25 protein-coding genes are annotated in these 23726 nt (G+C 65.5%); 11 read left to right on the top strand and 14 right to left on the bottom strand.

Going from position 1 to position 23726, the window contains the following annotated elements; translation table 11 throughout:
- Positions 1 to 215: 215 nt before the first annotated feature.
- Positions 216 to 1034, top strand: a complete 819-nt coding sequence (ppk2, locus tag IB261_RS06160) for a polyphosphate kinase 2 (RefSeq protein WP_081518169.1) — start codon at positions 216 to 218, stop codon at positions 1032 to 1034.
- Between the two features lie 107 nt (positions 1035 to 1141).
- Here ppk2 and IB261_RS06155 read toward each other — a convergent pair whose 3' ends face one another.
- Complete coding sequence (locus IB261_RS06155; protein WP_192381657.1) at positions 1142 to 2032, bottom strand: LysR substrate-binding domain-containing protein; 891 nt, start codon at positions 2030 to 2032, stop codon at positions 1142 to 1144.
- A 127-nt stretch (positions 2033 to 2159) separates the two neighbouring features.
- On the opposite strand from IB261_RS06155, the gene IB261_RS06150 reads away from it, so the two are divergent.
- Complete coding sequence (locus tag IB261_RS06150) at positions 2160 to 2777, top strand: glutathione S-transferase family protein (RefSeq protein WP_192381656.1); 618 nt, start codon at positions 2160 to 2162, stop codon at positions 2775 to 2777.
- Between the two features lies 1 nt (position 2778).
- Here the strand turns inward: IB261_RS06150 and IB261_RS06145 are convergent, their stop codons facing one another.
- Both IB261_RS06145 and IB261_RS06140 read right to left on the bottom strand, forming a co-directional pair.
- Positions 2779 to 3294, bottom strand: coding sequence for a DUF6882 domain-containing protein (locus IB261_RS06145; RefSeq protein ID WP_218035503.1), 516 nt, complete (start codon positions 3292 to 3294; stop codon positions 2779 to 2781).
- A gap of 61 nt (positions 3295 to 3355) precedes the next feature.
- Complete coding sequence (locus IB261_RS06140) at positions 3356 to 4558, bottom strand: MFS transporter (RefSeq protein ID WP_192381655.1); 1203 nt, start codon at positions 4556 to 4558, stop codon at positions 3356 to 3358.
- Positions 4559 to 4727: 169 nt separating this feature from the next.
- On the opposite strand from IB261_RS06140, the gene IB261_RS06135 reads away from it, so the two are divergent.
- A complete protein-coding gene (locus IB261_RS06135; protein ID WP_081517540.1) occupies positions 4728 to 4958 on the top strand; it encodes a DUF2789 domain-containing protein in 231 nt (76 codons plus the stop codon).
- Positions 4959 to 4973: 15 nt separating this feature from the next.
- On the opposite strand, the gene IB261_RS06130 is transcribed toward IB261_RS06135, so the two are convergent.
- On the bottom strand, positions 4974 to 5249 hold the full coding sequence (locus IB261_RS06130) for a metal/formaldehyde-sensitive transcriptional repressor (protein WP_024764116.1): 276 nt from the start codon (positions 5247 to 5249) through the stop codon (positions 4974 to 4976).
- A gap of 60 nt (positions 5250 to 5309) precedes the next feature.
- Here IB261_RS06130 and dmeF point away from each other — a divergent pair, with 60 nt between their 5' ends.
- From dmeF to IB261_RS06115, 3 genes are all read left to right on the top strand, one after another.
- Positions 5310 to 6266, top strand: coding sequence for a CDF family Co(II)/Ni(II) efflux transporter DmeF (gene dmeF / locus IB261_RS06125; RefSeq protein ID WP_192381654.1), 957 nt, complete (start codon positions 5310 to 5312; stop codon positions 6264 to 6266).
- Between the two features lie 98 nt (positions 6267 to 6364).
- A complete protein-coding gene (locus IB261_RS06120) occupies positions 6365 to 7294 on the top strand; it encodes a pseudouridine synthase (RefSeq protein ID WP_081517538.1) in 930 nt (309 codons plus the stop codon).
- 79 nt (positions 7295 to 7373) lie between these two features.
- Complete coding sequence (locus IB261_RS06115; protein WP_017519380.1) at positions 7374 to 7508, top strand: hypothetical protein; 135 nt, start codon at positions 7374 to 7376, stop codon at positions 7506 to 7508.
- A gap of 182 nt (positions 7509 to 7690) precedes the next feature.
- Here the strand turns inward: IB261_RS06115 and IB261_RS06110 are convergent, their stop codons facing one another.
- Positions 7691 to 7999 (bottom strand): PsiF family protein, encoded by a 309-nt coding sequence (locus IB261_RS06110; RefSeq protein ID WP_045209676.1) that lies wholly within the window; start codon positions 7997 to 7999, stop codon positions 7691 to 7693.
- A gap of 224 nt (positions 8000 to 8223) precedes the next feature.
- Between IB261_RS06110 and IB261_RS06105 the strand changes: the two genes are divergently transcribed.
- The 3 genes from IB261_RS06105 (at position 8224) to IB261_RS06095 (ending at position 11515) form a co-directional block, all read left to right on the top strand.
- The gene (locus tag IB261_RS06105) at positions 8224 to 9300 is read left to right on the top strand and encodes a sigma-54 interaction domain-containing protein (RefSeq protein ID WP_192381653.1); all 1077 of its coding nucleotides are present in this window, start codon (positions 8224 to 8226) and stop codon (positions 9298 to 9300) included.
- Positions 9301 to 9540: 240 nt separating this feature from the next.
- On the top strand, positions 9541 to 9756 hold the full coding sequence (locus IB261_RS06100) for a hypothetical protein (protein ID WP_081517536.1): 216 nt from the start codon (positions 9541 to 9543) through the stop codon (positions 9754 to 9756).
- A 286-nt stretch (positions 9757 to 10042) separates the two neighbouring features.
- Entirely contained in the window at positions 10043 to 11515 is a 1473-nt protein-coding gene (locus IB261_RS06095) for an inorganic phosphate transporter (RefSeq protein ID WP_081517535.1), read from the top strand.
- A gap of 60 nt (positions 11516 to 11575) precedes the next feature.
- Here IB261_RS06095 and IB261_RS06090 read toward each other — a convergent pair whose 3' ends face one another.
- Positions 11576 to 14356, bottom strand: coding sequence for a PAS domain-containing sensor histidine kinase (locus IB261_RS06090; RefSeq protein ID WP_192381652.1), 2781 nt, complete (start codon positions 14354 to 14356; stop codon positions 11576 to 11578).
- An 8-nt stretch (positions 14357 to 14364) separates the two neighbouring features.
- The gene (locus tag IB261_RS06085; RefSeq protein WP_081517533.1) at positions 14365 to 14835 is read right to left on the bottom strand and encodes a TadE/TadG family type IV pilus assembly protein; all 471 of its coding nucleotides are present in this window, start codon (positions 14833 to 14835) and stop codon (positions 14365 to 14367) included.
- A gap of 274 nt (positions 14836 to 15109) precedes the next feature.
- On the opposite strand from IB261_RS06085, the gene IB261_RS06080 reads away from it, so the two are divergent.
- Together IB261_RS06080 and IB261_RS06075 are read left to right on the top strand one after the other, a co-directional pair.
- Entirely contained in the window at positions 15110 to 15589 is a 480-nt protein-coding gene (locus IB261_RS06080; protein WP_081517532.1) for a prepilin peptidase, read from the top strand.
- Between the two features lie 150 nt (positions 15590 to 15739).
- Positions 15740 to 16576 (top strand): response regulator transcription factor, encoded by an 837-nt coding sequence (locus IB261_RS06075; protein ID WP_081517531.1) that lies wholly within the window; start codon positions 15740 to 15742, stop codon positions 16574 to 16576.
- 24 nt (positions 16577 to 16600) lie between these two features.
- Here IB261_RS06075 and IB261_RS06070 read toward each other — a convergent pair whose 3' ends face one another.
- Genes IB261_RS06070 through tadZ form a run of 7 tightly spaced genes read right to left on the bottom strand, consistent with a single transcriptional unit; the run spans position 16601 to position 23724 of the window.
- The gene (locus IB261_RS06070) at positions 16601 to 18376 is read right to left on the bottom strand and encodes a pilus assembly protein TadG-related protein (RefSeq protein ID WP_192381651.1); all 1776 of its coding nucleotides are present in this window, start codon (positions 18374 to 18376) and stop codon (positions 16601 to 16603) included.
- Positions 18377 to 18394: 18 nt separating this feature from the next.
- Complete coding sequence (locus IB261_RS06065; RefSeq protein WP_081517529.1) at positions 18395 to 18676, bottom strand: DUF3613 domain-containing protein; 282 nt, start codon at positions 18674 to 18676, stop codon at positions 18395 to 18397.
- A 19-nt stretch (positions 18677 to 18695) separates the two neighbouring features.
- The gene (locus tag IB261_RS06060; protein ID WP_168190493.1) at positions 18696 to 19496 is read right to left on the bottom strand and encodes a tetratricopeptide repeat protein; all 801 of its coding nucleotides are present in this window, start codon (positions 19494 to 19496) and stop codon (positions 18696 to 18698) included.
- Complete coding sequence (locus IB261_RS06055; protein WP_081517527.1) at positions 19493 to 20401, bottom strand: type II secretion system F family protein; 909 nt, start codon at positions 20399 to 20401, stop codon at positions 19493 to 19495. Before IB261_RS06055 ends, IB261_RS06060 begins: the two co-directional genes overlap by 4 nt.
- Positions 20402 to 20411: 10 nt before the next feature.
- Positions 20412 to 21299: a type II secretion system F family protein gene (locus tag IB261_RS06050; RefSeq protein WP_081517526.1), complete on the bottom strand. Its 888-nt coding sequence runs from the start codon at positions 21297 to 21299 to the stop codon at positions 20412 to 20414.
- A complete protein-coding gene (tadA, locus tag IB261_RS06045) occupies positions 21296 to 22543 on the bottom strand; it encodes a type 4b pilus Flp biogenesis ATPase TadA (RefSeq protein ID WP_081517525.1) in 1248 nt (415 codons plus the stop codon). Before tadA ends, IB261_RS06050 begins: the two co-directional genes overlap by 4 nt.
- Positions 22540 to 23724, bottom strand: coding sequence for a type 4b pilus Flp biogenesis protein TadZ (gene tadZ / locus IB261_RS06040; RefSeq protein WP_045209663.1), 1185 nt, complete (start codon positions 23722 to 23724; stop codon positions 22540 to 22542). The genes tadA and tadZ overlap by 4 nt, the downstream gene beginning before the upstream one ends.
- Positions 23725 to 23726: the final 2 nt, after the last annotated feature.

Genomic DNA, 23726 nt, shown 5'->3' with positions numbered 1-23726 from the left:
GCGGCGCACTCCTGCGCGCGCAGAATGAAAGGCGCGCCAGTTTGGTCGTGAGCATCACGCCGGGGGATCGGCTTACAAGCCGCCCTGCTGGGTGATACTTCCGATTGGTATGCAGCAAAGTCCGACGGATATCGGATCGCTTTCGCAGATGCTCGATGGCAAACCACCGCTATGCTCTGGAGTGGTACCCCCGACGCCCCTACATGGAGACCAAGATGGGCAAGAAGAGCAAAGCCAAGAGCCAGGCTGTAGAACCGCAAGGCAAGATGAAGAACAGCGAGTACGAGGAACACCTGCGCAAACTGTCCGTGGAACTGGTCAAGCTGCAGGAGTGGGTGGTGCACAAGGGCCTGAAGGTCTGCATCGTCTTCGAAGGTCGCGACGGTGCCGGCAAGGGCGGCACCATCAAGGCGCTCACCGAGCGCGTCAGCCCGCGAGTGTTCCGGGTGGTGGCGCTGCCCACGCCCACCGAGCGCGAGAAGTCCCAGCTCTACGCCCAGCGCTACATCAAGCACCTGCCTTCAGCCGGCGAGGTGGTGATCTTCGACCGCAGCTGGTACAACCGCGCCGGCGTCGAGCGGGTGATGGGCTTCTGCACCGAGGAGCAGGCCGACAAGTTCCTCGCCGTGACCCCGATGTTCGAGCGCATGCTCACCGAGTCGGGGATCATCGTGCTGAAGTTCTGGCTGGAGGTCAGCCCCGAGGAGCAGGAGCGCCGCCTGAGAGACCGCATCACCGACGGCCGCAAGATCTGGAAGCTGTCGCCGATGGACGTGAAGTCCTTTACAAAGTGGGACGAATACACCCGCGCCCGCGACCTGATGTTCGCCGCTACCGACTCGCCCTGGGCGCCCTGGATCGTGGCGCCGTCCGAAGACAAGAAGCGCGTGCGCCTGAACGTCATCAAGCACATCCTCAAGCACGTGCCGTACAAGGAAATCCCGCGCGAGGAAGTGAAGCTGCCCAAGCGCGGCAGGATCGGCAAGTACAAGAGCCCCGACTATCCGTTCCACTACATCGACGAGGTCTTCTGAGGCCAACCGGGGCTGGTGCTCGCCGGCCCCGGATCGATCTGCACCAAGCGCCCACCGCTCACTGCGCTTCGAGCCAATCGCGGACGAAGTACGCCCCCCAACTGGCCTCAGGCAATGGAGCGCAGATACTTGGCGACCTCGCCAGACAACCATCCGGCAAACGCTGCCACCTTGGCCTGGGTTGCCTCGCGCTCGGGCCACACCAGCCAGTAGGGGAAGCCGTACGGCACGCGCAGATCGCTGAGCGCCACCAGCTCGCCGCTTTCCAGCGCTCCGGCCACCAGGCTGCGCCGTTCGAGACCGATTCCCTGCCCCATGCGCACCGCCTCGATGCTCAGGTTGGAGTCGTTCACCACGAACTCCGCCGCCTCCTGTGGCACCGCTACGCCAGCCGCCTGGCACCAGCCCAGCCAGGACTCGAAGCCGGTGACACGCGGGCAGCGAAGGATTTCTGCAGGCGTCCGGGGCAGACGCCCACCGTTGAAGTCGGGCGCGGCAACGACCACCACTTCATCCTCGAACAGGTATTCCTGCGCCAACCCTTCCCAGTGGCCCTGGCCGATGCGGATCGCCACGTCGGCCAGGCCCTGGCGCAGGTCCATCACTTCCAGGCTGGCCAGCAGGCGCAGGCGGTACTGTGGATAACTTGCGCGCAAGCCCGGCAGACGTGGAAGCAGCCACTTCTGGCCGAAAGACGGCGTGAGTGCCACCACCAGCTCATCCTCGCCCGGACGCGCCTTGGCCAGGCGGGTCGCCTCGGCGATGTCGCGCAATGCGCCGCGAATCTGCAGGGCATAGAGGCGGCCTTCCTCGCTCAGGCGCAGTCCTCGCCCCTCGCGCTGCAGCAGGGTGATGCCCAGCAGGCTTTCCAGCTGGCGCACCTGCTGGCTGATAGCCGAGTGGGTGACATGCAGTTCGTTGGCGGCGAGGGTCACACTGCCGAGCCGGGCAACGGCCTCGAAACTGCGCAGGGCGGAGAGCGGTGGCAATGCGCTCATGTAAGTTTTCCTAACCGAATCGGTCACTAATCGTCGCTATTTCCCAGCGATCAAAGCCGCTAGATTCATGACCAACGCGCGAAAACCGCACCAGCCACGATGCAATTTCCACTAACAGGATGTACCCATGCAACAGAAGCTTCCGCACCTGATCGGCATGCTCGACTCGCCCTACGTGCGCCGCGTCGCCATCACCCTGCGCCTGCTCGGCATCGAGTTCAGCCACCAGTCGCTGTCGGTGTTCCGCACCTACGAGGAATTCCGCGGCATCAACCCGGTGGTGAAGGCGCCGAGCCTGGTCCTGGGCGACGGCCAGGTGCTGATGGACTCCTCCCTGATCATCGACTGCTTCGAACACCTGGCCGGGCACAGCCTGATGCCCGCCGAGCCGGCCGCGCGGGTACGCGCCACGCGTTTGCTGGGCCTGGCCCTGGCGGTCATGGAAAAGGCCGTGCAGCGCTACTACGAGCAGCAGCGGCCGCAGGACAAACAGCTCGCCACCTGGCAGGAGCGGGTCGACCAGCAGTTGCACGCGGCCCTGGCGCAACTGGAAAGCGAGCTGCGCGAGATGTCGCTGGACGCCGGCGCGCCGCTGGATCAGGCCGGGCTGAGCATCGCCGTGGCCTGGACCTTCGTGCAGCTGCTGCACTCCGAGGACATTCCGGCCGAAAGCTACCCAGCAGTACGCGACTGGGCGGAACAGGCCGAAGCGCTGGACGTCTTCAAGGCCTTCCCGCCGATGTGAGTCAATGAGCCTGCGGCTTGCTCAGGGTGACGGTGCCGAAGGTCATGAAGACGAAAGCGCTGCCAGCGGGGCCGCGATAGGCTCCCTGGGCCTCGCCCAGCTTGCAGGCCAAGGCGGTGAATTCCCAGGCCTGCTCCTGACTGCACTCCAGCTTCTGCGTGGTGAGCAACTCGATACCGTTCTCCTCGCCGTACTGGCGCACGGCGAAGGCATGCTCCTGCAGGGGCGCCATGACGGAGGGATGCTCCCAGCCCCACAGCCAGGTGCCATCGGCCGAGTTGTAGGTGCCGATGATCTGCACCGGGCAGCTCGCAACCATACCCTCGGGATGGGCGAACTCGATGATTCCGCTGTCCTGATCGACACTCCACGAGCACTCGCCAAGGTGCCAGGTGCCATCGTGCACCTCGGCCTTGGCGGTCAACTCGGCGACGCATTGGTCGAGGAATGCCTGGAATGGCGAAGCCGGAGGGCTCGGCGGGGTTTCCTTGCCCAGAAGGCGTTTGAAAAAATTCATGGTCGGTCCTTCAACTCTCTGCATGGAAAATCATGGGTGATTGCGGCTGCCCGCATGGCTGTCAGTCGCGCGGCAGCTCCTCGTGCTGCTGCCGGGTGAAGCGCAGCAGGCCGAAGCAAATGACGAAGCCGCAGAGCGCCAGCCCGGCGGCGACCAGGAAGATCGACGCATAGCCATGTCGGGCGGCAACCAGCCCCATCAGCGGGCCGGCGATGCCCATCGCCAGGTCGAAGAACAGCGCGTAGGCGCCCAGTCCCGCACTGCGGCTGCTGGCCGGGATGCGCAACACCGCCTCGACACCCAGCGATGGATAGACCAGCGACAGGCCGCAACCGGTGAGCGCCGCGCCCAGCAGCGCAAAACCCGGCCCCGGCGCCTGCCAGAGCAGCAGCAGGCCGAAGACTTCAACGCCGAGACAGACAACCGCGACGGCGAAACCGCCGAAGCGATTGACCATGCCCGAGAAGATCAGCCGCGCACCGACGAAGCAGACGCCGAAGGCCGTCAGGCACCAGGCCGGGTTCGCCCAGCCCTGACTGCCGTAATAGAGGGTGATGAAGGTCGCCAGGGTGCCGAAGCCGATGGAGCCGAGCATCACGCACATCCCGTAGGGCAGCACGCGGCCGAGCACGGCATGGAAGGCCATGCGCACGCCCGGAATGGTCGGCACCTCCTCCCGACTTCGAGCTGCCAGCCAGCCCAGCGCGGTGAGTACCAGGATACTCACCCCCAGGCTCCACAGGCCCAGCGAGGCCGACATGGTGACTCCCAGCGGCGCCCCGATGGCGATGCCGCCGTAGCTGACAATGCCGTTCCAGGAAATCACCTTGGCGGTGTTATGCGTGCCCACCAGCGCAATGCCCCAGCTCGCCGTACCAATCCCCAGCAGTCCCTGCGCCAGGCCGAACAGCAGGCGGCTGCCGAGCAGCAAGGTCAGGCTCAGCCAGGTCACGGACGCGAAGCTGGTGGACGCCAGCACCAGCACACCGCCGGCGCCCAGAACGCCCAGGCCGTAGAGCACGGCGCGCTTGGCCCCGCAGGTATCGGCCACGTAGCCCGCCAGCGGGCGGGACAGCAGGGTGGCAATGTACTGCAGGCCGATCACCACGCCGGCGATCACTGTCGAGTAGCCCAGGCCTTCGTGGACGAAGCCGGGCAGCACCGGCAGCAGCAGGCCGATGCTCAGGAACAGGACGAAGGTGAAGAAGACGGTCGCGAGGATGCGCAGGGTAACGGCGGCGTTTCGCTGCTCGGACGAGCTCATGGACGGGCCTGACGGTGGGTGGCGGAGCGTGTGCGGGGACGATTGAAAGCAGGCTATCTATTTCCGCCGCGATTGCCAATCCGAACCTTGCTCGCCGGCCGATGCTCCTATAGTTGTTGCATTGCTGCGCGCCGTGGCGGCGCGCTCCACTTCAACCCAGGAGATAGTCATGGATACCAGCCAGCACAGCCTGAGCGCCCTGTTCAAGCAACTGGGGCTGCCCGACGGGCGCAAGGACATCGATACCTTCCTCGGCAGCCACCGCCTCGCCGAGGGCCAGAAACTGCCGGACGCGCCGTTCTGGAACGCCGCCCAGTCGCAGTTCCTGCGCGAGGCGCTGCAGCAGGATTCGGACTGGACCGAGGAAGCCGACGAGTTGGCGGTGCGCCTGTCCAACTGATCCCCCGCCCGTTCGTCACTTCAGATAGGAGCGCAGCACGCCCATGACCTGTTCCAGGTCTTCGTGGCGCTGCGCCGCGGTGCGGTCTTCGGCGCCCAGGTGATCGCGCAGGTGGCCTTCGAGCACTTCGGCCATCAGGCCGTTCACCGCGCCGCGGATCGCGGCGATCTGCTGCAGGATCGCTGCACATTCGCTACCCGCCTCCAGCGCCCGTTCCAGTGCTTCGCTCTGGCCCTTGATGCGCCGCACCCGGGTCAGCAGCTTCTTCTGGTCCTTGATGGTATGTCCCACGTCAAAACTCCAAAGGTATACTGGGGTATAGTATCCAGACTGATTCTGTGGACCATCATCATGCAGCACGCCGCCCACCCGCAAGACGGTCGCCACGACCACCAGTTCCACGAAGGCAACCCCCTGGCCGAACGCAACACCCTGCGCGCCGCGCTGCTGACCGTCGTGATGATGGTGGTGGAAATCGCCGGCGGCTGGATCTTCAACTCCATGGCGCTGCTCGCCGACGGCTGGCACATGAGTTCCCACGCCCTGGCGCTGGGGCTGGCGTTCTTCGCCTACGTGGCGGCGCGGCGCTTCAAGGGCGACGCGCGCTTCGCCTTCGGTACCTTCAAGATCGAGATTCTCGCCAGCTACACCAGCGCCATCCTGTTGCTGGGCGTGGCGGCGCTGATGATGTTCGAGTCCGTCGCACGGCTGCTCTCCCCTTCACCGATCCATTACCGGCAGGCCATCGCCATCGCAGTCATCGGCCTGCTGGTGAACCTGGCCTGCGCCTGGCTGCTGCGCGGCGAGCACCATCACCATGGCCACGATCACCAGCATGGTCATGACCATCACCACGGCCATGACCATCACGCCCATGGTCACGACCTGAACCTGCGCGCGGCCTATCTCCACGTGCTGGCCGACGCCGCCACCTCGGTGGCGGCGATCATCGCGCTGATCGGCGGCCTGATCTGGGGCGCCGCCTGGCTCGACCCGCTGATGGGCATGGTCGGTGCGGTGCTGGTGGCCATCTGGTCGGTCGGCCTGCTCAAGCAGAGCGGCCGGGTGCTGCTGGATGCGGAGATGAACGACCCGGTGGTGGAGGAAATCCGCGAGGTGGTCGCCGAGCTGCCCAATCCGGCGCACATCACCGACCTGCACCTGTGGCGCGTGGGCAAGTCGCGCTACGCCTGCATCCTCAGCCTCGCCAGCAGCGGCGGCCTGACGCCCGAGCTGGTGCGCCAGCGCCTGCAGGTCCACGAAGAACTGGCGCACATCACCGTGGAGATCAACCCGATTCCCGCCTGAGGACGGCCCATTAAAAGCCCGGAAGTCGCGGCGGCTTTGACGGCCGCCACGCCGCTACGGCCTAATGCGCAGCCTGTCGAACCCGGTCGCCTGCCTGCATGTCCAGCTCCCGCTTCTCCACCGCCCAGCAACGCGCCAGCATCCTGCACCTGCCCGCCGGCCCCTGGACGACGGTGCTCGACTGCCTGTGCGCGCGCTTCCCGGCAATCAGCCGCGACACCTGGCTGGACCGCATGGCGCGCGGCAAGGTGCTGGACAACGACGGCCAGCCCATCGGGCCCGAGCATCCTTACCGCGAAGCACTGCGCATCCATTACTTCCGCGAGGTGCCGCAGGAAACGCCGATCCCCTTCCAGGAGAGCATCCTGTATGCCGACGAACACCTGGTGGTGGCGGACAAGCCGCACTTCCTGCCGGTGACGCCCGCCGGGCAGTACGTCGAGGAAACCCTCCTCGCCCGCCTCACCAGGCGCCTGGACAACCCGCAGCTGGTGCCGCTGCACCGCATCGACCGGCTCACCGCCGGGCTGGTGCTGTTCTCCGCCAACCCGACCAACCGCGATGCCTACCAGGCGCTGTTCCGCGAGCGGCGAATCGACAAGCTGTACGAAGCCATTGCCCCGGCGCTGCCGCAACGGGCGTTCCCGCTGGTGCATCGCTCGCGGATGGTCGAGGGCGATCCCTTCATCCGCATGCAGGAAGTGGACGGTGAGCCCAACAGCGAAACGCGCATCGAGGTGCTGGAGCAGCGCGGCGAGCTGTGGCGCTATGGATTGCATCCGGTGTCCGGCAAACGTCACCAGTTGCGCGTGCACATGTCGGGCCTGGGCGCGGCGCTGTGCTTCGACCCGCTCTACCCGACGCTCCCACCACGCGGCGAGCGGCCGCCGGAAGACTTCGACAAGCCGCTGAAGCTGCTGGCCCGGCAACTGGAGTTCATCGACCCGCTCACCGGCGAGGCGCGGCATTTCAGGAGCCAGCTAGAACTGACCTGGCCTTCCATCAATTTCATCGATGGTCACCCTTAAGACGATCCATTTCCGTCGATAGTGGCCCGGGTGTTTTCATAGCTCCACCCCAAGGAGAGAAAGCATCGGGAGCCCGATCATGAGCTACAGCGCCAAGTCCTTTTCCGCCCTCGTCAACGCCCTGCGTGCCGATGGCATCACCCGTCCCGAACAGATGGCACGGCAGCCCTTCCGCAATGCCCAGGGCTTCTGGTCCGCGGTGGCCAAGAAATGAACCTCGTGCGGCGACTCCCGCCTGCGCTGCGCATGGATGCGGTGATCGTCCTCTACGCCCTGGCCGCGGCCTGGCTGGTCTTCTCGGGCCTGTAATGGCGGACCGGTGAAAAAGACCCAATGAAAAAGGGCAGCCATGGCTGCCCTTTTTCGTGCCCCGCGCGGCCCTGCCGCGCTCCATCCTCACTTCTTCAGACAGGTGCTCATGAACGCCTTGCGTTCATCACCCTTGAGCGCCTTCTTCGTCGCATCGGCGTTGCAGGTCTTCATCTTTTCCTGCTGCGCCGTCGTCGCCTTGGTTTCGCCCCCGCCAGCCTTCAGGCAGGTGCTCATGAACGCCTTGCGCTCATCACCCTTGAGCGCCTTGGTGGTGGCATCGGCGTTACAGGTTTTCATCTTCTCCTGCTGCGCGGTCTGCGCGGCGGTGGCGGCAAAGCCTTGCGCCGAAAAAAGCAGAGCCAGGACGAGCAGCGGAATCCGAACGGTGGTCATGGAGTGGTCTCCCAGGATGGAATTTCCACTCTGAGCGTAGCTCGCAGCCCAGCATTCGCGAGGGCTGCGCCGCGATGCTGCACTTCATCCCGCGCGGCCCGTGATGGCTTGCGCGAGGCGAAAAAGAAAACCAGTTATATATAAATTCGAATTGATAATTTTTTGAAATATCAAAAATACCGCAGTATGGCGCTGCCACCCATTCGGTACGCCAGGAACCTGCCATGTCGCTGTTGACCCTTCCCAATGCCCGCGAGCAAACCAAGTCGGTCCGCGCCACGGTGCTGGTGTTCAAGGACCCGCGCTCGCAGGAGCTGCTCAACCGCATCGAGCGCCTGGCCCCGAGCGAGGCCAACGCATTGATCATCGGCGAGACCGGTACCGGCAAGGAGCTGGTCGCGCGACATATCCACAAGCTCAGCCGCCGCAGCGGCGCGCCCTTCGTGGCGGTGAACTGCGGTGCGTTCTCCGAGACACTGGTGGAGAGCGAGCTGTTCGGCCACGAGAAAGGCGCCTACACCGGCGCCACGACCAGCAAGGCCGGTTGGTTCGAGTCGGCCAATGGCGGCACCCTGTTCCTCGACGAGATCGGTGACCTGCCGCTGAACATGCAGGTGAAACTGTTGCGCGTGCTGCAGGAGCGCGAGGTGGTACGCCTGGGCTCGCGCACACCAGTGCCGATCAACGTGCGGGTGGTCGCCGCCACCAACGTCAACCTGGCCGACGCCGTGGTGGCCGGGCATTTCCGCGAGGACCTGTTCTACCGCCTGCACGTCGCCACCATCCGCCTGCCCCCGCTGCGCGAGCGTCCCGGTGACATCCTGCCGCTGGCCGAGTTCTTCCTCGAAGAGCACTGCCAGCGCCTGGGCTACAACCGCGCATCCCTGAGCCCCGAGGCCGAACGCAAGCTGCTGGGTCACACCTGGCCGGGCAATATCCGCGAGCTGGAGAACGCCATCCACCACGCCCTGCTGGTGTGCCGCAACCAGCAGGTGCAGCCAGGCGACCTGCAACTCGCCGAGCTGCCGTCCGCGCCACGCCACGACTCGCTGCGCCACGAAACCTTCCCCCACGCCCTGACGCCCCGCGTCGAGGCCACCCTGGAGCAGGCGCTGCTGGAGCTGTTCGAAAGCAACAAGCCCGACCTCTACGAGCACGTCGAGGAAGTGCTGTTCCGCACCGCCTACCACTTCTGCCATGGCAACCAGCTGCAGACCGGCCGCTTGCTGGGCATCAGCCGCAACATCGTCCGCGCCCGCCTGGAAAAGATCGGTGAACTGAACCTCAGCCGCACCGGCTGAGGTGAGTTCAGCCCGCGCCAGCAGCGGGCTGAAACCGTCCGTCGGCGATCCCCGTCCGGCCTCCCCCCGCGAAAGGTTATAATCCGCGCCGGTTTTGCAGCCGGCACGCCAGTACAGGCTGAGCGTCTACACTTTCAGGGCATCGCCCGGGCGGGACGTCGACAGCCAGCGAAAGGCCCATCGCCGTCAGCTGCCAGTCACCCTCTTCAAGTCATCAGCTTCAAGTCATCAGGAACCATCGTGACCAAAGACGAACTGCGCGCGGAACTGGAGCGCCAGGAGCAACGTTTCAAGGATGAACAGGGCGGCGAAGTGACCCTTTATGCCGCCCAGCCCGAACCCGGCAAGAAACCCTGGCGCAAGCGACCCAGCGTGCAGGACAAGGCCTTCGACCGGGAACTGGAAAGAATCGAAGAAGAACGACAGAAAAAGGATCAGGAAGGCGCTTCCGTTTAAAGCGCAGGTACGGCCCCAGACTGAAAGACCCACCCGAATCTGTTGTGGGAAAGTCTTGATGCGATGGGCGAGCAGCGCTCCGTGGGGGAGCCCGCCAGTTGGCCTGCAAACACTCATCCGATGGGCCGGCGGCCCGCGTGGAAGCATTGCAAACTTTTTCCACCCTGCCTGAAAGCGCCGTGCGACGAGGCGTCGCGCAAATTGGAGAAACCGTTCCAGGCTAAATACGGTGCTCCAAGCTTCTGGCATAATCGCCGCCCCGTCTCCGACCGGTCATAGAATTTTCATGTTCGATCTCTTCAGCGGACTCGATCTCTGGGTGGGTATCAGCCTGGTGCTGGCACTCACATTCGTCCTGGCGTTCGAGTTCATCAACGGCTTCCACGACACCGCCAACGCGGTGGCCACGGTCATCTATACCAAGGCCATGTCCCCGTACCGCGCGGTGATCCTCTCCGGCATCTTCAACTTCCTCGGCGTGTTGCTCGGTGGCGTCGGCGTCGCCTACGCGATCGTCCACCTGCTGCCGGTGGAGCTGCTGATCAATGTGAACACCGGCCACGGTCTGGCCATGGTGTTCTCGCTGCTCGCCGCGGCCATCACCTGGAACCTGGGCACCTGGTACTTCGGTATCCCGGCTTCCAGCTCGCACACCCTGATCGGCTCGATCCTCGGCGTTGGCCTGGCGAATGCGCTGATCAACGGCGTACCGGTGGCCGACGGGATCAACTGGGGCAAGGCCATCGACATCGGCCTGTCGCTGATCTTCTCGCCGCTGGCCGGCTTCATCGTCGCCGGCGCCCTGCTGATCGGCCTGAAATGGCTGTACCCGCTGTCGAAGATGCACAAGACCCCGGAAACCCGCCGCGACGTCGACGAGAAGAAGCACCCGCCGTTCTGGAACCGCCTGGTGCTGGTGATCTCGGCCATGACCGTGAGCTTCGTGCACGGCTCCAACGACGGCCAGAAGGGCATCGGCCTGATCATGCTGGTGCTGATCGGCATCGTCCCGGCGAAGTTCGTCCTCGACCTGAACAGCACCACCTACCAGATCGAACGCACCCGCGACGCCGCCATCCACCTGCAGCAGTTCTACAACCGCCACTCCGACACCCTCGGCGAGATGCTCGCACTGGGCAAGGCCGGCGACGCGGACATGCCTGACCTGTACCGCTGCGAGCCGAAGCAGACCGAAGCGACCCTCAAGGGCCTGCTGAGCGACCTGCACGGCGTTTCCAGCTACAACGACCTGAACGACGACGAGCGCGTGCAGGTACGTCGCTACCTGCTGTGCCTGGACGACACCGCGAAGAAGGTCGGCAAGCTGTCCGAGCTGCCGTCCCGCGAGAAGGCGGACCTCGAGAAGCTGCGCAAGGACCTGACCAGCACCACCGAATACGCGCCCTTCTGGGTGATCATCGCGGTGGCCCTGGCCCTGGGCATCGGCACCATGGTCGGCTGGAAGCGCGTGGTGCTCACCGTCGGCGAGAAGATCGGCAAGCAGGGCATGACCTATGCCCAGGGCATCGCTGCCCAGCTCACCGCGACCGCCGCCATCGGCATGGCCAACATCTACAGCCTGCCTGTGTCCACGACCCACGTGTTGTCCTCGGGCGTGGCGGGCACCATGGTGGCGAACCGCAGCGGCCTGCAAGGCAGCACGATCCGCAACATCCTCATGGCCTGGGTGCTGACCCTGCCCGTGTCGATCGCGCTGTCCGCCGGCCTGTTCTGGCTGTCCTCGCGCTTCATCGGCTGATCCCGCGCCGCGCACCACGAAAAACGCCTGCAGATGCAGGCGTTTTTCATTTCCGGACGCTCAAACCGTCATGGCCTGCCTCGGCAGGCGGATGACGAAACGCGCGCCGCCCTTGAAGTTATCCACAGACAGGCTGCCGCCCATGTTGCGGATCAGGTCGTGGCTCACCGACAGTCCCAGCCCCGTGCCCTTGCCGATGGGCTTGGTGGTGAAGAAGGCCTCGAAGATGCGCTCGATCACCGCCGGGTCGATGCCGCCAGCATTGTCACGCACATGCAGCTCCACCCAGCCGGGGTCCGTGCAGGGTTCCTGCGACACGCCGACCCAGCGCGCGCCCTCTTCTCCTCGTCCCAGCAGAGCGTCACGGGCGTTGGCCAGCAGGTTGATCAGCACCTGCTCCAACTGGTCGGCATAGCCACGCACCACCACCCGTTGCGCCGGCGGCCGGCATTCCAGGGTGATGCCCTGCTGCGTGAGGCTCTCGCCCAGCAAGGCAACGGCGCCTTCGCAGGCGTCGTAGGGATCGAAGGGCGCGGCCTCCAGCTCCGACTTGCGACTGAACACCCCCATGTGGCTGATCACGCGCGAAAGACGGTCGATCTGCGCGTCCGCACGCTCGAGCTTTTCCTTCAGGTATTCGGGCTCGCCCAGCTTCTGCCGGGCGTTGTACAGGGACATACGCATGACGTGCAGCGGCTGCTTCATCTCATGCGCCATGCCGCTGACCATCTCGCCCAGGCTGGCCATCTTCGCACCCTGGGCCAGCTGCTGCTGGGCGTGGCGCACGGCGGTGTTGTCGCGGCCCACGGCCTGGATTTCCACCAGCCGCCCCTCGGCATCCAGCAACGGCCGGTCCGACCAGATCAGCCAGAGGTTGCGCTGGCCGGGGAGGCAGAAGCGCAACTCCCAGGAATCGTCCACCGCCCCCTTGCCGCCGCCCACCAGGCGCGCGCGCAGGGCGCTGCAATCCTGCTCCGAGAGCCACTCGTCGAGCCGCCGACCGAGCAGCGCGTCCACCGGTTCACCGAGCACCTGGGCAAAGGTGTGGTTGATGAAGGTCAGCTGCAGGCCGGGGTCATAGCGGCAGATCAGCGCCGGGGAGTCCTCGACCAGCACGCGATAGCGCTCCTCGCTTTCGGCGATCTGCAGTGCGGCCAGGTGCTGCTCGGTGACATCCAGCCAGAGGCCGACGGCCTCCTGCGGGATGCCCTGGATGTCGCGCAGCAGCTTGGCCTCGTCGTACAGCCAGTGCCACTCTCCAGCGCTGTCGCACAGGCGGTACTCGGTGCGCACGCGGCCTTCGCGCAGCAGCTCGCGGCCACGATCGAGAAAAGTCTCCAGGTCTTCGGGGTGCACCCGCTCGGCCAGCGCCTGCCAGTTCTGGCCCTGCAGGTCGAGGCCGAGCAGGTTGCCGGCGCTCTCGCTGTAGAACTCGGGGATCAGGTGGCCCTCCTCCACGCGCTGCACGTAGATCACCACCGGCGCGCTGTCGATCAGGTTGCGCAGCCGGGCGTGGGCGGCCAGCGCCTGATCTTCCTGCAACTTGCCTTCGCTGATATCCAGCAGCACACCGTCCATCAACTGGTCGCCAGCGCGTGCCTGGCGCCGGCCCTGCAGGCGCAGCCAGCGCCGCGTCTGAGCGGAAGAAGCACCGCGCAGGCGCAGGTCCTGGACCAGCCGCCCACCCGGTTGCAGGTTGCGCAGGCGCAGGCTGAGTTCGTCGGCGTCGGCGGGGTGCAACTGGCTCAGCAGGTCGGTCAACGCCAGCTGCAGCTGCCCACCGGGCAACCCCAGGCTCGCCGCCACCGCTGGTGACAGTTCGAACAGGCCCTCGTCGACGCGCAAGCGCCACCAGCCACCGCCCACCATATCCTGCAGCAGATTCAGGCGCCGGCTGCTGTCGCGCAGGCTGTGCAGTTCGGTGCGTTCGTGAACGAGATTGGTGAGGATTTCCGCCAGGTACTGCCAGTCGCTCGGCGCCAGCCCCGGCCAGCTGGCGCTATGCTCCATCGGTTCGGCCAGCAACCCGGCCAGCCGCCCACCGCGCACAGGGGCCGGAATCAGGTAGAGCTGGGCGCAGCACAAGGTACGCAGCAGCTCCGATGGGTTGTCATCGGCCCCCAGCAGGCAGGCACCGCTGGCGGCCCGCAGTTCATCGCCGGGCAGGGCCAGGTTTTCCCGTAGCAGGCTGTCGAAACCGGGCTGTACGTAGCAGGCAAAGACCCGCAGGCTCTGGTCCGGCGCCTCCAGCAACAGGGCCATGCTACGCATGTGGAAGTTGCTGCAGAACGCCTCCAGCACTTCACCGACGGCCTCGCCGAGGCGGCGTTGCGAGCTGTGGCGCAGGCGCGCCAGCAGCAGTTTGCTGAGGTTCAGGCATTGCAGCTTGTGTTGCTGGCTGTCGGACTGCCAGTTCAGGTCGGAGATGTCCGTGCCCAGCAGCAGGCAGTGCTCGTTGGCCTGCAGGACCGCCTGGAAGCGGCAGACCAGCGGCAGGTCGCCGGTGCTGCGCAGCACCAGGTCGAGCCGTTCACCCCCGCGCAGACTGGACACCTGCATGCCACCGGGAATGCGCCGGTCCAGATAGTCACCCAGCCCAGGCAGGTCGCCGTTGCCCGGCACCGGCGGGAGCAGACGGTGCGCCTGGCTGCCGCCACGGGCGATGACGCGATCGCGGCTGTCCAGCTCCAGCCACAGGTCCCAGTGGCCGGTCACTACGGGCTCGGTCAGTTCTTCCACCGGCAGTGCCGGACGTCTGCGTGCCGCCAGTGGCCGGCTCGGCACCGGGTTGTCATTCATCTCATGCTGGCCGCGAGGCCTGGAGCGCCAGAAATCGAACATCCAGTACCTCAGAGCAGGACGCTGGCGGTGCCGCTGAGCACGTCGGGCAGGCGCGGTACCGTGCCGATTCCCGGCAGGGTCAGCAGCGGGACGATGGGCGAGGTGGCGTAGGGGTAACTGACGCACACCTGCACGCGGGTGTAGTCACGACCCGAAACAGACTCCGTGGTGGGCGTGGCCATGAATTGCCCGCCGTAGCAGCCGTTGCGCCAGCTCGCGGGCATCCAGCTCAGACGCTCGGTCACGGCGCTGTCCACGGCAGCCTTGAGCGCGGCGTTGTAGCCGCCCGGTGCCTGGGGGTTCACCGAGACGGCCACTCGCGCCCCCGCCGCAGCCGCATCGTTGAACGACTGCAGCATCAGCAGGGGCACGCAATAACCGAGCAGTCCGTAGAGAACTGCGAAGAACAGCACGAATACGGCAGCGAACTCGATAGCCACCGCGCCTCGTTGAGTGCCACGCCCGCCGACTCCGTTCATGCGAAATACTCCCGGACCAACTTGCAACTTGAATGATCGTTCAACTTGTCGGCACAGCGGAACTTTACTGAAGATACTCGCCGTCGGATAAACACCGTTCTCCAGCAATACTAGGCGCTCTTCCAGGATTCGCCCTCATGGCCTATCGGAATAACCTTGCGAGCCAAACTCGATTACCCATGGCTTCAATTGCAATATGGCGCTGAAGTGGGGGATACCTTAAAACTCCACTAACCTGCTTCGAAGTCGCCGTGCCGGGATAAGGACATTCTCGATGCTGTTCAAACTCTGCCTGCTGGGCTGGTTCGCCGTCTGTGCCAGCCAGGACCTCACCCGGCTGCGGGTCAGCAACTGGCTGACGCTGGGCGGGGCGCTGGCGGCCCTGCTGTTCCTGCTGGTCACGGGCCATACGCTGACAGGCTATGCGCCGCTTGCCGCGGGGGTCGCCGCGTTGCTGGCGGCGCTGCTCAGCGTGCCGGGTTACTGGCTGGGGAAGCTGGGCGCCGCCGACGTGAAAATACTGATCGCCCTGGGCCTGGCCAGCGACCCGCTGACGGTGCTCTACACCCTGGCGCTGGCCTGCCTGTTCTGTGTGGTGCTGATGTTCGCCAGCAAACTTTTGATTGATTCGGATAAAGTACCGGCTAATTGCAAATCGCAATTAACCAAACTGCAACCGTCAAGATTCAAGTCATTTCCCTTCATCTTCGCACTGTTCGCCGGTCTTCTGACGACCCTGTCGCTCCTCAAATAAAAATGATTCCGACAATTGGCAGAGTCCAAACTTAACGACTATATGCTAAGGGTTAATACCATCCATCGCCTGATGGGACGATCCGGCTACGGTAATTGAACGGCCGGACGATAAAAATAATGGAAGTAATCTTTCAAGGAGCGTGCAGTCATGGAAAAAACGGCCAATCGCCGTTTCAGCGTGCTGGTCATCGATGACGAGCCTCAGGTCACTGCGGAGCTTTCCGAACTGCTGGAGAACAGCGGCTACCGCTGCGTGGTCAGCGACAGCAAGGACAGCGCCCTGCAGAAATTCCGCGATGACGCCTCGATCGGCCTGGTGATCTGCGACCTGGGCCTGGGTCGCGACAACGGCATCCGCGTGGTCGAGGCGCTCAAGGACGTGGCCGGCGCGACGCGGTTCTTCGAGACCATCATCCTCACCGGCCAGCAAGGCAGCCAGGAAGTGATCGAGGCCATGCGCGTCGGAGTCGCCGATTACTACCAGAAGCCAGTGGCGCCGATGGACCTGCTCAAGGGCCTGGAACGCCTGGAGGCGCGCCTGCATGAGCGCATCCGCAGCCAGCTCAGCCTGAGCCATGTGAACCAGCGCCTGGAGTACCTCGCCGAATCGCTCAACTCGATCTCGCGGGATATCCACAAGATCAAGTACGAGGTCCATGGCGGCGGCGGCCAACCGGCCAGCAGCAGCGTGCTCAAGCAGGAACAGCCCGAGCCTGCGGCCAGCGCAGCACCGAGCAACGCCGAGCAGATGACGCCGGTGGTGAACAACCCGCTGTTCAACAAGCTCTCGCCGCGCCAGCAGGCAGTGGCGCGCCTGGTGAGCAAGGGGCTGACCAACTACCAGATCGCCTATGACCTGGGGATCACCGAGAACACCGTGAAGCTCTATGTCTCCCAGGTGCTGCGGCTGATGCACATGCACAACCGCACCCAGCTCGCCCTCGCCATCTCCCCCAGCGCCTCGCAGAGCAGCGCGGTGCACTGAGCCCGCCGCCACCTCCACCGGCCTTCAGATCAGCAGCTCCGCGCCGCCGGTCTGGAGGTCGATGAGGCGCACGTCGAGGATGCCGGTCTGGATGCCCAGGAGCTTGAGCAGCGGGTCTATCAGCGCGGTCGCCAGCAGATTCACGACACTCGCCAAGGCACCTGTCAGCAAGTTACCGATCCCCAGCGCGGAATTGATCAGAGTGCTCGAGACACTGTTGACCAACTGCCCCAGCGGGCATAGCAGCCACCCCACCAGCGGAAGGTCGCAAGTCAGGCTGGGGGGCAGGGTGACAGTGACCTTGAGATTCTTCGCCAGATTCGCCGTACCGGCGGCCAGCGACGCACCCAGCGGGCTCTGCACGCGCTTGGCGGCACTGGGCAGCTCGGCAGGCGATGCCACGTCAAACACAATCTGCTGTTCTCCCCCGGCAGCGAACGAAGTTGCCTGATTGCCGTTGCTCAGGTCGACCAGCTTGAGCTTGTCATTCGCACCGGGGAATAACCCGACGCTGGCGTTCAAGGTCAGATTGGCGATCCCAGGCTTGGCCTGGATATCGACCTCCACCGGCTTCCCTACCCCACCACAATTGATGCTCTCCAGCGCCGCAGTACCCTTGGCGACGTCGACTTGCAACGCCACGTCGGTCGTCACCAGATTCAGATTCAGCAGATCGACATGCACCGCAGCCGTGAGGCTTATCTGAGTCGACGTGGCCTGCGTCCGCCAGGTGCCGTTGCTGTTCTTGCCGGGATAGCCGATGGCGATCTGTGGCGGCGAGATAACCGACAGACTGAGCGTCTGGGTGGCAAGGCCCGGAATGGAGAGTTTCTGCGCAGGCACTGCCACCGCATGCTTCTGGTTCGCTACCAACGCCGTCGCCATCAGCAGGTCGAACAGATTCACTCCCGCATTCAATGCCGTATCGCGCACACTGTCCGGCGCCACCACGCTGAGAATCTGCCCCAGCGTCAGCTGCGCCGTCGGCACGTTGATGGTGGCCAGTGCCGTACGCAGCAGCGCCGTATTCACCCCGGCCAGTTGTGAGGAGTCCGCCGCGTTGACCATGGCCTGGAGCAACTGCGCAGCGGTGACGTTGGCGCCCAGCAGGCTGTCGATCTTGCCCAGTTCGAGGTTCACCCCAGCGGCCTTGAGTTGCTGGCTCAGGGCAAGCAGCGAGACGTTGGCCCCGGCGATCCCCTGGTAGGTCACCACGTCCAGGTTGAGGTTGGTGCCCAGCAGCCCGCCGAGCAGGGCATTGAGCAACGGCGAGTTGCTCGAATCCAGGCTCAGCACACCGCTACCCGCGGAGATTCCCGCCATCGCCGAACGCCGTGCCACGGCCTGGGCACTGATCACCGTAGTGCTCGAGGCACCGCTGAACAGACTGGCGACGTTGAGCACCAGGCTGGAGGGAACGCTGTGGGTAGCCTGCACGCGAACGGAATCCGCCAGGTTGCCGCCAGCGCTGAAAACCCGCTGGGAATCGGCACTGCCGTAACCGGCAGAAAAGCTGACACTGCCCAGCGTCCCCACCAGGGTGTCGCCGGTGCCGGGCACGAAGCCGTTCTTCGCCGCGCTGGCGGTGACATAGCCCTGAATGTCGGCGGCCAGCTGCGAGCCGCACATACCGCCCTGGGTGGCGGCTTCCAGTGCCGCCATGTCCGCCACACGCTGCAGCTTGCGTTGTTCGAAGTACAGGCGCCCGGTGTCGATCACCAGGGCCAGGCAGATCAGCGCCAGCAGCAGCGTTCCCGCCGCCATGACGCCGATTGCGCCTCGCTGCCTTTCACGTCCCATGGCAGCCTCCGGAAGGGATCAGTTCTTGTCGGTGCTGAAGCCGTTGTTGTCGTCGAGCAGGTACTCGGGAATCTCGTGGGTATAGCTCTTCAGGTAGCGCTGGTAGGCGCGATCGCGCTCGGCCGGTGTGGCGCTCTGCCGGTGGGCCGAGGCGGCCTTGCCGCTGCTCTGCAGGTCCAGCCAGGTCAGCACTTCCTGCTGGTCACGAGCGGTGGTGCCGGCTTCGGTGTGGGTGGTCTCCACCGCCTGGGCCAGCATCGGCGTCGCCAGCAGTGCGCCGGCCAGAATCCATGTCTTCATCCTTCCCTCCCTGCCCACCTCAGCGGGCCTTGACCAGCAGCTTGGCGTCCCGCGCCACCGCCGGAGTCGACTCGACCAGCGCGGGGTGCGCGTCTTCCACCGCATCGTCCACGTAACTCACGCTTTCGGCCTGCACCGCCGGCTGGCTGGCCGGGCTGGCGGGGCTTGCCGGGCGCAGGTCCTTCGCCTGGTCCTGGGCCGCGCGGACCTGATCGGCGGACAACCCTACGCTCTGGATCAACCGGCTGGCCTCGCTGTTCTCACCCTGGATGAACATGACGCTGAGCAGGTTGGTGGCCGGCAGCTTGTCGTGTTCGTTCAGTTCCATGGCGGTGATGAACTCGAAGCGCGCCTTCTCCAGCTCACCGCGCCGCAGCAGGACGTAACCCAGGTCGTTGCGCAGCGCGCTGTCGGTGGGCTGCAGGCGCGCCGCTTCACGCAGCTCGCGCTCGGCTTCCACGGTATTGCCGCCGCGCATGGCGATCTGGCCCAGGCCATGATGGGCCTCGGCGGACTTGCAAGTGCCCAGTAGCCCTTCGTAGACGATGCGCGCCTTGGGATCACCGATACGGCGCAGGGCCAGCGCCTTGCTTTCGCGCACTTCCAGCGAGTTCGGCGGCAGGGTTTCCAGGTTGGCCAGGGCGGCGTGGGCGCGGCCGTTGTCCAGCATCTCGCGGGCCAGGTTGAGCTGCAGCTCCACCGCCTGGCCGAGCTTCTCGTCGCAGTTCTGCCCGACGCTCGGCCCGCCCCCCAGGCTGTCGAAGTTGGCGCAACCGCCAAGGGTCAGGCCCAGCAGGCCGATCAAGCACGCGTTTCTCATCCCATTCTCCCCAGGGCCTTGGTGATCGCGAGGAAGCCGGGCCCGGCGAGGATGATCAGCAGCGCCGGAAACAGCAGCGTCATCATCACCAGGCTCATCTTCGCCGACATCTTGCTGACCTTTTCCTGCAGGCCGGTCAGGCGGCGATCCTCGAACAATTGCTTGAGCGTCAGCAGCGACCCGCGAGCACTGCCGCCCTGGCGCAGCATCTGGCGCAGCACGTTGCAGCAGTCGCTCAGTTCCCCCACCGCCAGGCGCTTGCTAAGCAGCTCCAGCTCATCCGCCAGGTCCAGGCCGCTTTCGGCATGCGCCAGCACACCGTCGAGCTCTTCGACCAGCACCGGCACGATGCTCCGCCCTTCCCGGCTGACGACCCTCAGGCTCTGCTCCACCGTGAGACCGGAGTCGAAAAGGATGCGGATCAGCTGGATGAACAGGATCACCTCGTCCGCCAGACGCTGACGGCGCTTGCCGGCGAAGTAGGCCAGCACCCGCTTGGGCAGCAGGAAACCGATCCCGGCAGCGAAGGACAATGGCAGCAGCGGCGAGGTATGGGCGTGCCCCGGCGTGGCCAGGACCACCAGTACGATGGCCACGAACAGCAAGGGAACCAGGAATATCGACATCAGGTAGATGCGCCGCGGCGTACTGCCGGACCAGCCGGCCTGGTTGAGCAGCAGCCGGACTTCCTCATCGCGCAGCTGCAGGCGCCGACCCAGGCCACTCTCGCTCATCCGATCGAACGCCCGCGCCATGCGCTGGCCCGCGCCGTGCGGCGTTGCATCGCCCCCCAGGCGCTGCTCGATCAGGCGCTGTTCACGACCGGCCGTGCGGCTCTGCGAGAGCAGCAGGAGGATCGCCGCCAGGGCCAGGATCACCGCCATCAATCCGTACATCAGGGGCATGCCGGCCTCCTCAGATGCTCTTGAGCATGCGCCAGAGCGTGTAGCACCCCAGCACCTGCAACCCCAGGGAAGTCAGCAACATCAGGCGGCCGCCGTGGTCGTGCCACATGTTCATCAGGTAGCCCGGATTGCTGAACAGGATGTAGCCGCCCAGGCTCACCGGCAGCAGCGCCAGCACCAGGGCGCTCATGCGGGTTTCACCGGTCATGGCGCGCAGCTGGCGGCCGAGTTTCTCCCGCTCGTGGATGACCTTGATGATGTTTTCCAGCAGGTCGGTGGTATTGCCGCCGTAACGGTGGTTCACCGCCACGCCGAGGGAGAGCACGTGCAGCTCTTCCACGTCGTAGAGCTCTGCCACCTCCTGCAGTGCCTCTGGCAGACTGATGCCCAGCAACACATGGTTGTTCACCAGCGAGAAGATTTCCCGCAGCGGGTCGTCGGCCGCGTTCACCGCCTGGGTGATGGCATCGCCCAGGGTTCGCCCCGAGTGCAGGCTGCGTACCACCTGGTCGAGGAAGTTGGGCATCTGCCGGATCATTTTCTGCAGGCGACGCCGGTACAGCAGATTGAGCAGTGCATGGAAGCCGAGCACGCCGACCCCGACGCCGCAAAGCGCCCCCACCGGACCGGCCAGGCGCTGCCCGAACAGCCCCAGCACAATGCAAACCACCACGGCCCCCAGTACCCAGCCGCGCATGTCGGTGATGCCGGCACGCCGCATGCGCCGCGCCAGCCAGTGGCTGCTGCGGGCACGCCCTCCTCCGGCAACCACAGTCTCTCCGCTCAGGCGGCGCATCACCAGCTCATGGTGCCGCGCACGCCAGCTCATGCCCGCCAGCCCCATGCCCAGCGCCGCCAGCGCCAGGCTGGCCACGACCAGCCAGAGTGCGCCGCTCACAGCAGCACCTGGCGGAACTTGATGCCGCCCGGCTGGGCCGTGCGGACGAATTGCCCGGTGCCACGTCGGTCGAGGCTGAACAGCGAGTTGGTGACGTAGACACCGTCACGTACCTCCAGCACTTCGAGGATTTCGCTGACGCAGCGGCGGCCGTTGGACAGGCGGGTAATCTGCACGATGATGTCCAGCGCCGAGCAGAGCATCTGCCGCAAGGTCTGCTCCGGCACGCGCTGCCCGGTGAGCCCCACCAGCATCTCCAGGCGCAGCAGCGAATCCATGGCGGAGTTGGCGTGCACGGTGCTCATTGAGCCATCGTGACCGGTATTCATCGCCTGCAGTACGTCGAGCACTTCGACGCCGCGGATCTCGCCGAGGATGATGCGGTCCGGGCGCATCCGCAGGGCGTTGCGGATCAGGTCGCGGGCAGTCACTTCGCCGAAGCCTTCGGCATTCGGCGGACGGGTCTCCAGCCGTACCACATGGTCGTGGCCCAGTTGCAGCTCGGCGGTATCCTCGATGGTGACGATGCGCTCGCGCTCGTCGATGAAGCTGCTCATGACGTTGAGCAGCGTGGTCTTGCCAGTGCCGGTGCCGCCGCTGATGAGGATGTTGCAGCGGCTCGCCACCGCCTGGCGGAGGAACGCCAGCATCGCTTCGTCAACGCTCTGGTAGGCCAGCAGGTCGGCACTCTTGAGCAGCTCCTTGCTGAATTTGCGGATCGACAGGCAGGGCCCGTCCAGCGCCACCGGCGGGATGATCGCGTTGACCCGGCTGCCATCGGGCAGGCGCGCGTCCACCATCGGGCTAGACTCGTCCAGGCGCCGCCCCAGGGGCGCGAGGATGCGCTGGATCACCCGCTGCACATGGTGGTCATCGATGAAGCGCAGGTCGCTCTGGTACAGCCGGCCTTCGTGCTCGATGAACACCCGGTCCGGGCCGTTGACCAGGATTTCCGAGATGCCCGGATCGCGCAGGAGGATTTCCAGCGGACCGAAGCCGGTCAGTTCGTCCACCACCTCCTCGGCAAGGCGGTCCAGCTCGTAGCGGGAGATCGCCAGCTGGCGGCGCGAGGCGTACTCGCAGACCTTCTCGGAGACGTACTGCGCCACCGCCGGCCGCGCGCCCTCCAGCAGGTTCATACCGTCTTCGTCGATCTCGTCGATGATGTAGCGGTGCAGGCGCATCTTCAGCGTCTGCAGGTCCTGGTCGTGGCGGCCGTGACCACCGCCGTAGTGCTGGCTCATGAGCGCGCGGCCTTCGCCCGGCCGATCCAGCTGAACAATCCGCGCTTCTCGGCCACGCCGGCGCCCAGCGCCTCCGCCAGGTCGCGCAGCTTCACCGTCAGCGGGTCGCGCGGAGCCAGGTCGAACAGGCTCTGGCCGACGTTCTTGGCACGCAGGCGGGCTTCGGGCGAGGCCGGCAGCACGCCGAAGAGTTCCAGGCCAAACATCTTGCCCAGCGCCGGTGCATCCGGTGGCACCGAGGCCCAGTAACGCTCGATCAGCAGCTCGATACGCGGCAGCGCAGGCGTGCGTTCGCGCAGGCGGCGCAGGCGCTCCAGTCCTTTCTTGCACGATGGCACGCTCTGGTCCACGAGCCACAGCACGCGGTTGGCCTGCATCAGCAGCTGGCCGCTGAGTTCACCTTCGGCAACGCCGGTGAGGTTGATCAGGATATGGCTGAAGGCACTGCGCAGGTTGCCCAGCAGCAGGTAGAGCTCGGCGGTGGTGATGCGCTCCAGCACGCCGGGTTCGTCCGACAGGCTGAGCACGCGCAGGCCGGATTCATGGCGGGCAAAAGCACTGTCGATCAGGGTCTGGTCCAGGCGGCGCAGATTGCGCAGCGCATCAGCGAAGGTGAATGACGGTTCCATTCCGAGGATCGCCAGCGCCTCGCCGGTGGGTTGGCCGATGTCCACCAGCAGCACGCGATGGTCCGCCTGGCGTTGCAGCGCCAGGGCCAGGTGCAGGGCGACGAAGGCACCATCGGCGTCGGGCCTGGCGCTGATCAGGCTGATCAGCTCGCCCTGCTGGGTGGCGCTCACCGGCACCGTGGGCAGGCGCCCGCCTAGACGACGGACCAGTCCGCTCAGCTCGCTGGCACGGGCGCCGTAGGTGACGAAGTCCCGGGCTCCTGCGCGCATGGCGGCCAGCACCAGTTGGTTGTCCAGACCGTCGCCGACAGCGACGACCGAGAGCAGCGGTCGCGCCGAGACCAGCCCCTCGATCAGCGAGCCCTGGGAGACCAGGTTGGCCTTGTTCAGGCTGGTGAACAGGACCGTCGCACCGGTGACGTCCAGCAGCGACAGCAGCTCCTCCAGCGTACCGCTGTTGGCCAGGACGACCTGCCCGCAGCCGGCCAGGCTGCTCTGCAGCCACTCCTGCTCGCCGGGATGCTGGACCAGCGCCACGAAAGTCTGACTCATGC

The organism is Pseudomonas sp. PDM20, assembly GCF_014852575.3.
Lineage (GTDB): Bacteria > Pseudomonadota > Gammaproteobacteria > Pseudomonadales > Pseudomonadaceae > Pseudomonas.
This window is presented reverse-complemented; position numbering and strand designations above follow the sequence as displayed.

Excerpts from the sequence above, each read along its gene's own strand:
- ppk2 (WP_081518169.1), top strand. The coding sequence starts at position 216 with ATGGGCAAGAAGAGCAAAGCCAAGAGCCAGGCTGTAGAACCGCAAGGC.
- IB261_RS06155 (WP_192381657.1), bottom strand. The coding sequence starts at position 2,032 with ATGAGCGCATTGCCACCGCTCTCCGCCCTGCGCAGTTTCGAGGCCGTT.
- IB261_RS06150 (WP_192381656.1), top strand. The coding sequence starts at position 2,160 with ATGCAACAGAAGCTTCCGCACCTGATCGGCATGCTCGACTCGCCCTAC.
- IB261_RS06145 (WP_218035503.1), bottom strand. The coding sequence starts at position 3,294 with ATGAATTTTTTCAAACGCCTTCTGGGCAAGGAAACCCCGCCGAGCCCT.
- IB261_RS06140 (WP_192381655.1), bottom strand. The coding sequence starts at position 4,558 with ATGAGCTCGTCCGAGCAGCGAAACGCCGCCGTTACCCTGCGCATCCTC.
- IB261_RS06135 (WP_081517540.1), top strand. The coding sequence starts at position 4,728 with ATGGATACCAGCCAGCACAGCCTGAGCGCCCTGTTCAAGCAACTGGGG.
- dmeF (WP_192381654.1), top strand. The coding sequence starts at position 5,310 with ATGCAGCACGCCGCCCACCCGCAAGACGGTCGCCACGACCACCAGTTC.
- IB261_RS06120 (WP_081517538.1), top strand. The coding sequence starts at position 6,365 with ATGTCCAGCTCCCGCTTCTCCACCGCCCAGCAACGCGCCAGCATCCTG.
- IB261_RS06115 (WP_017519380.1), top strand. The coding sequence starts at position 7,374 with ATGAGCTACAGCGCCAAGTCCTTTTCCGCCCTCGTCAACGCCCTGCGT.
- IB261_RS06110 (WP_045209676.1), bottom strand. The coding sequence starts at position 7,999 with ATGACCACCGTTCGGATTCCGCTGCTCGTCCTGGCTCTGCTTTTTTCG.
- IB261_RS06105 (WP_192381653.1), top strand. The coding sequence starts at position 8,224 with ATGTCGCTGTTGACCCTTCCCAATGCCCGCGAGCAAACCAAGTCGGTC.
- IB261_RS06095 (WP_081517535.1), top strand. The coding sequence starts at position 10,043 with ATGTTCGATCTCTTCAGCGGACTCGATCTCTGGGTGGGTATCAGCCTG.
- IB261_RS06090 (WP_192381652.1), bottom strand. The coding sequence starts at position 14,356 with ATGTTCGATTTCTGGCGCTCCAGGCCTCGCGGCCAGCATGAGATGAAT.
- IB261_RS06085 (WP_081517533.1), bottom strand. The coding sequence starts at position 14,835 with ATGAACGGAGTCGGCGGGCGTGGCACTCAACGAGGCGCGGTGGCTATC.
- IB261_RS06080 (WP_081517532.1), top strand. The coding sequence starts at position 15,110 with ATGCTGTTCAAACTCTGCCTGCTGGGCTGGTTCGCCGTCTGTGCCAGC.
- IB261_RS06075 (WP_081517531.1), top strand. The coding sequence starts at position 15,740 with ATGGAAAAAACGGCCAATCGCCGTTTCAGCGTGCTGGTCATCGATGAC.
- IB261_RS06070 (WP_192381651.1), bottom strand. The coding sequence starts at position 18,376 with ATGGGACGTGAAAGGCAGCGAGGCGCAATCGGCGTCATGGCGGCGGGA.
- IB261_RS06065 (WP_081517529.1), bottom strand. The coding sequence starts at position 18,676 with ATGAAGACATGGATTCTGGCCGGCGCACTGCTGGCGACGCCGATGCTG.
- IB261_RS06060 (WP_168190493.1), bottom strand. The coding sequence starts at position 19,496 with ATGAGAAACGCGTGCTTGATCGGCCTGCTGGGCCTGACCCTTGGCGGT.
- IB261_RS06055 (WP_081517527.1), bottom strand. The coding sequence starts at position 20,401 with ATGCCCCTGATGTACGGATTGATGGCGGTGATCCTGGCCCTGGCGGCG.
- tadA (WP_081517525.1), bottom strand. The coding sequence starts at position 22,543 with ATGAGCCAGCACTACGGCGGTGGTCACGGCCGCCACGACCAGGACCTG.
- tadZ (WP_045209663.1), bottom strand. The coding sequence starts at position 23,724 with ATGAGTCAGACTTTCGTGGCGCTGGTCCAGCATCCCGGCGAGCAGGAG.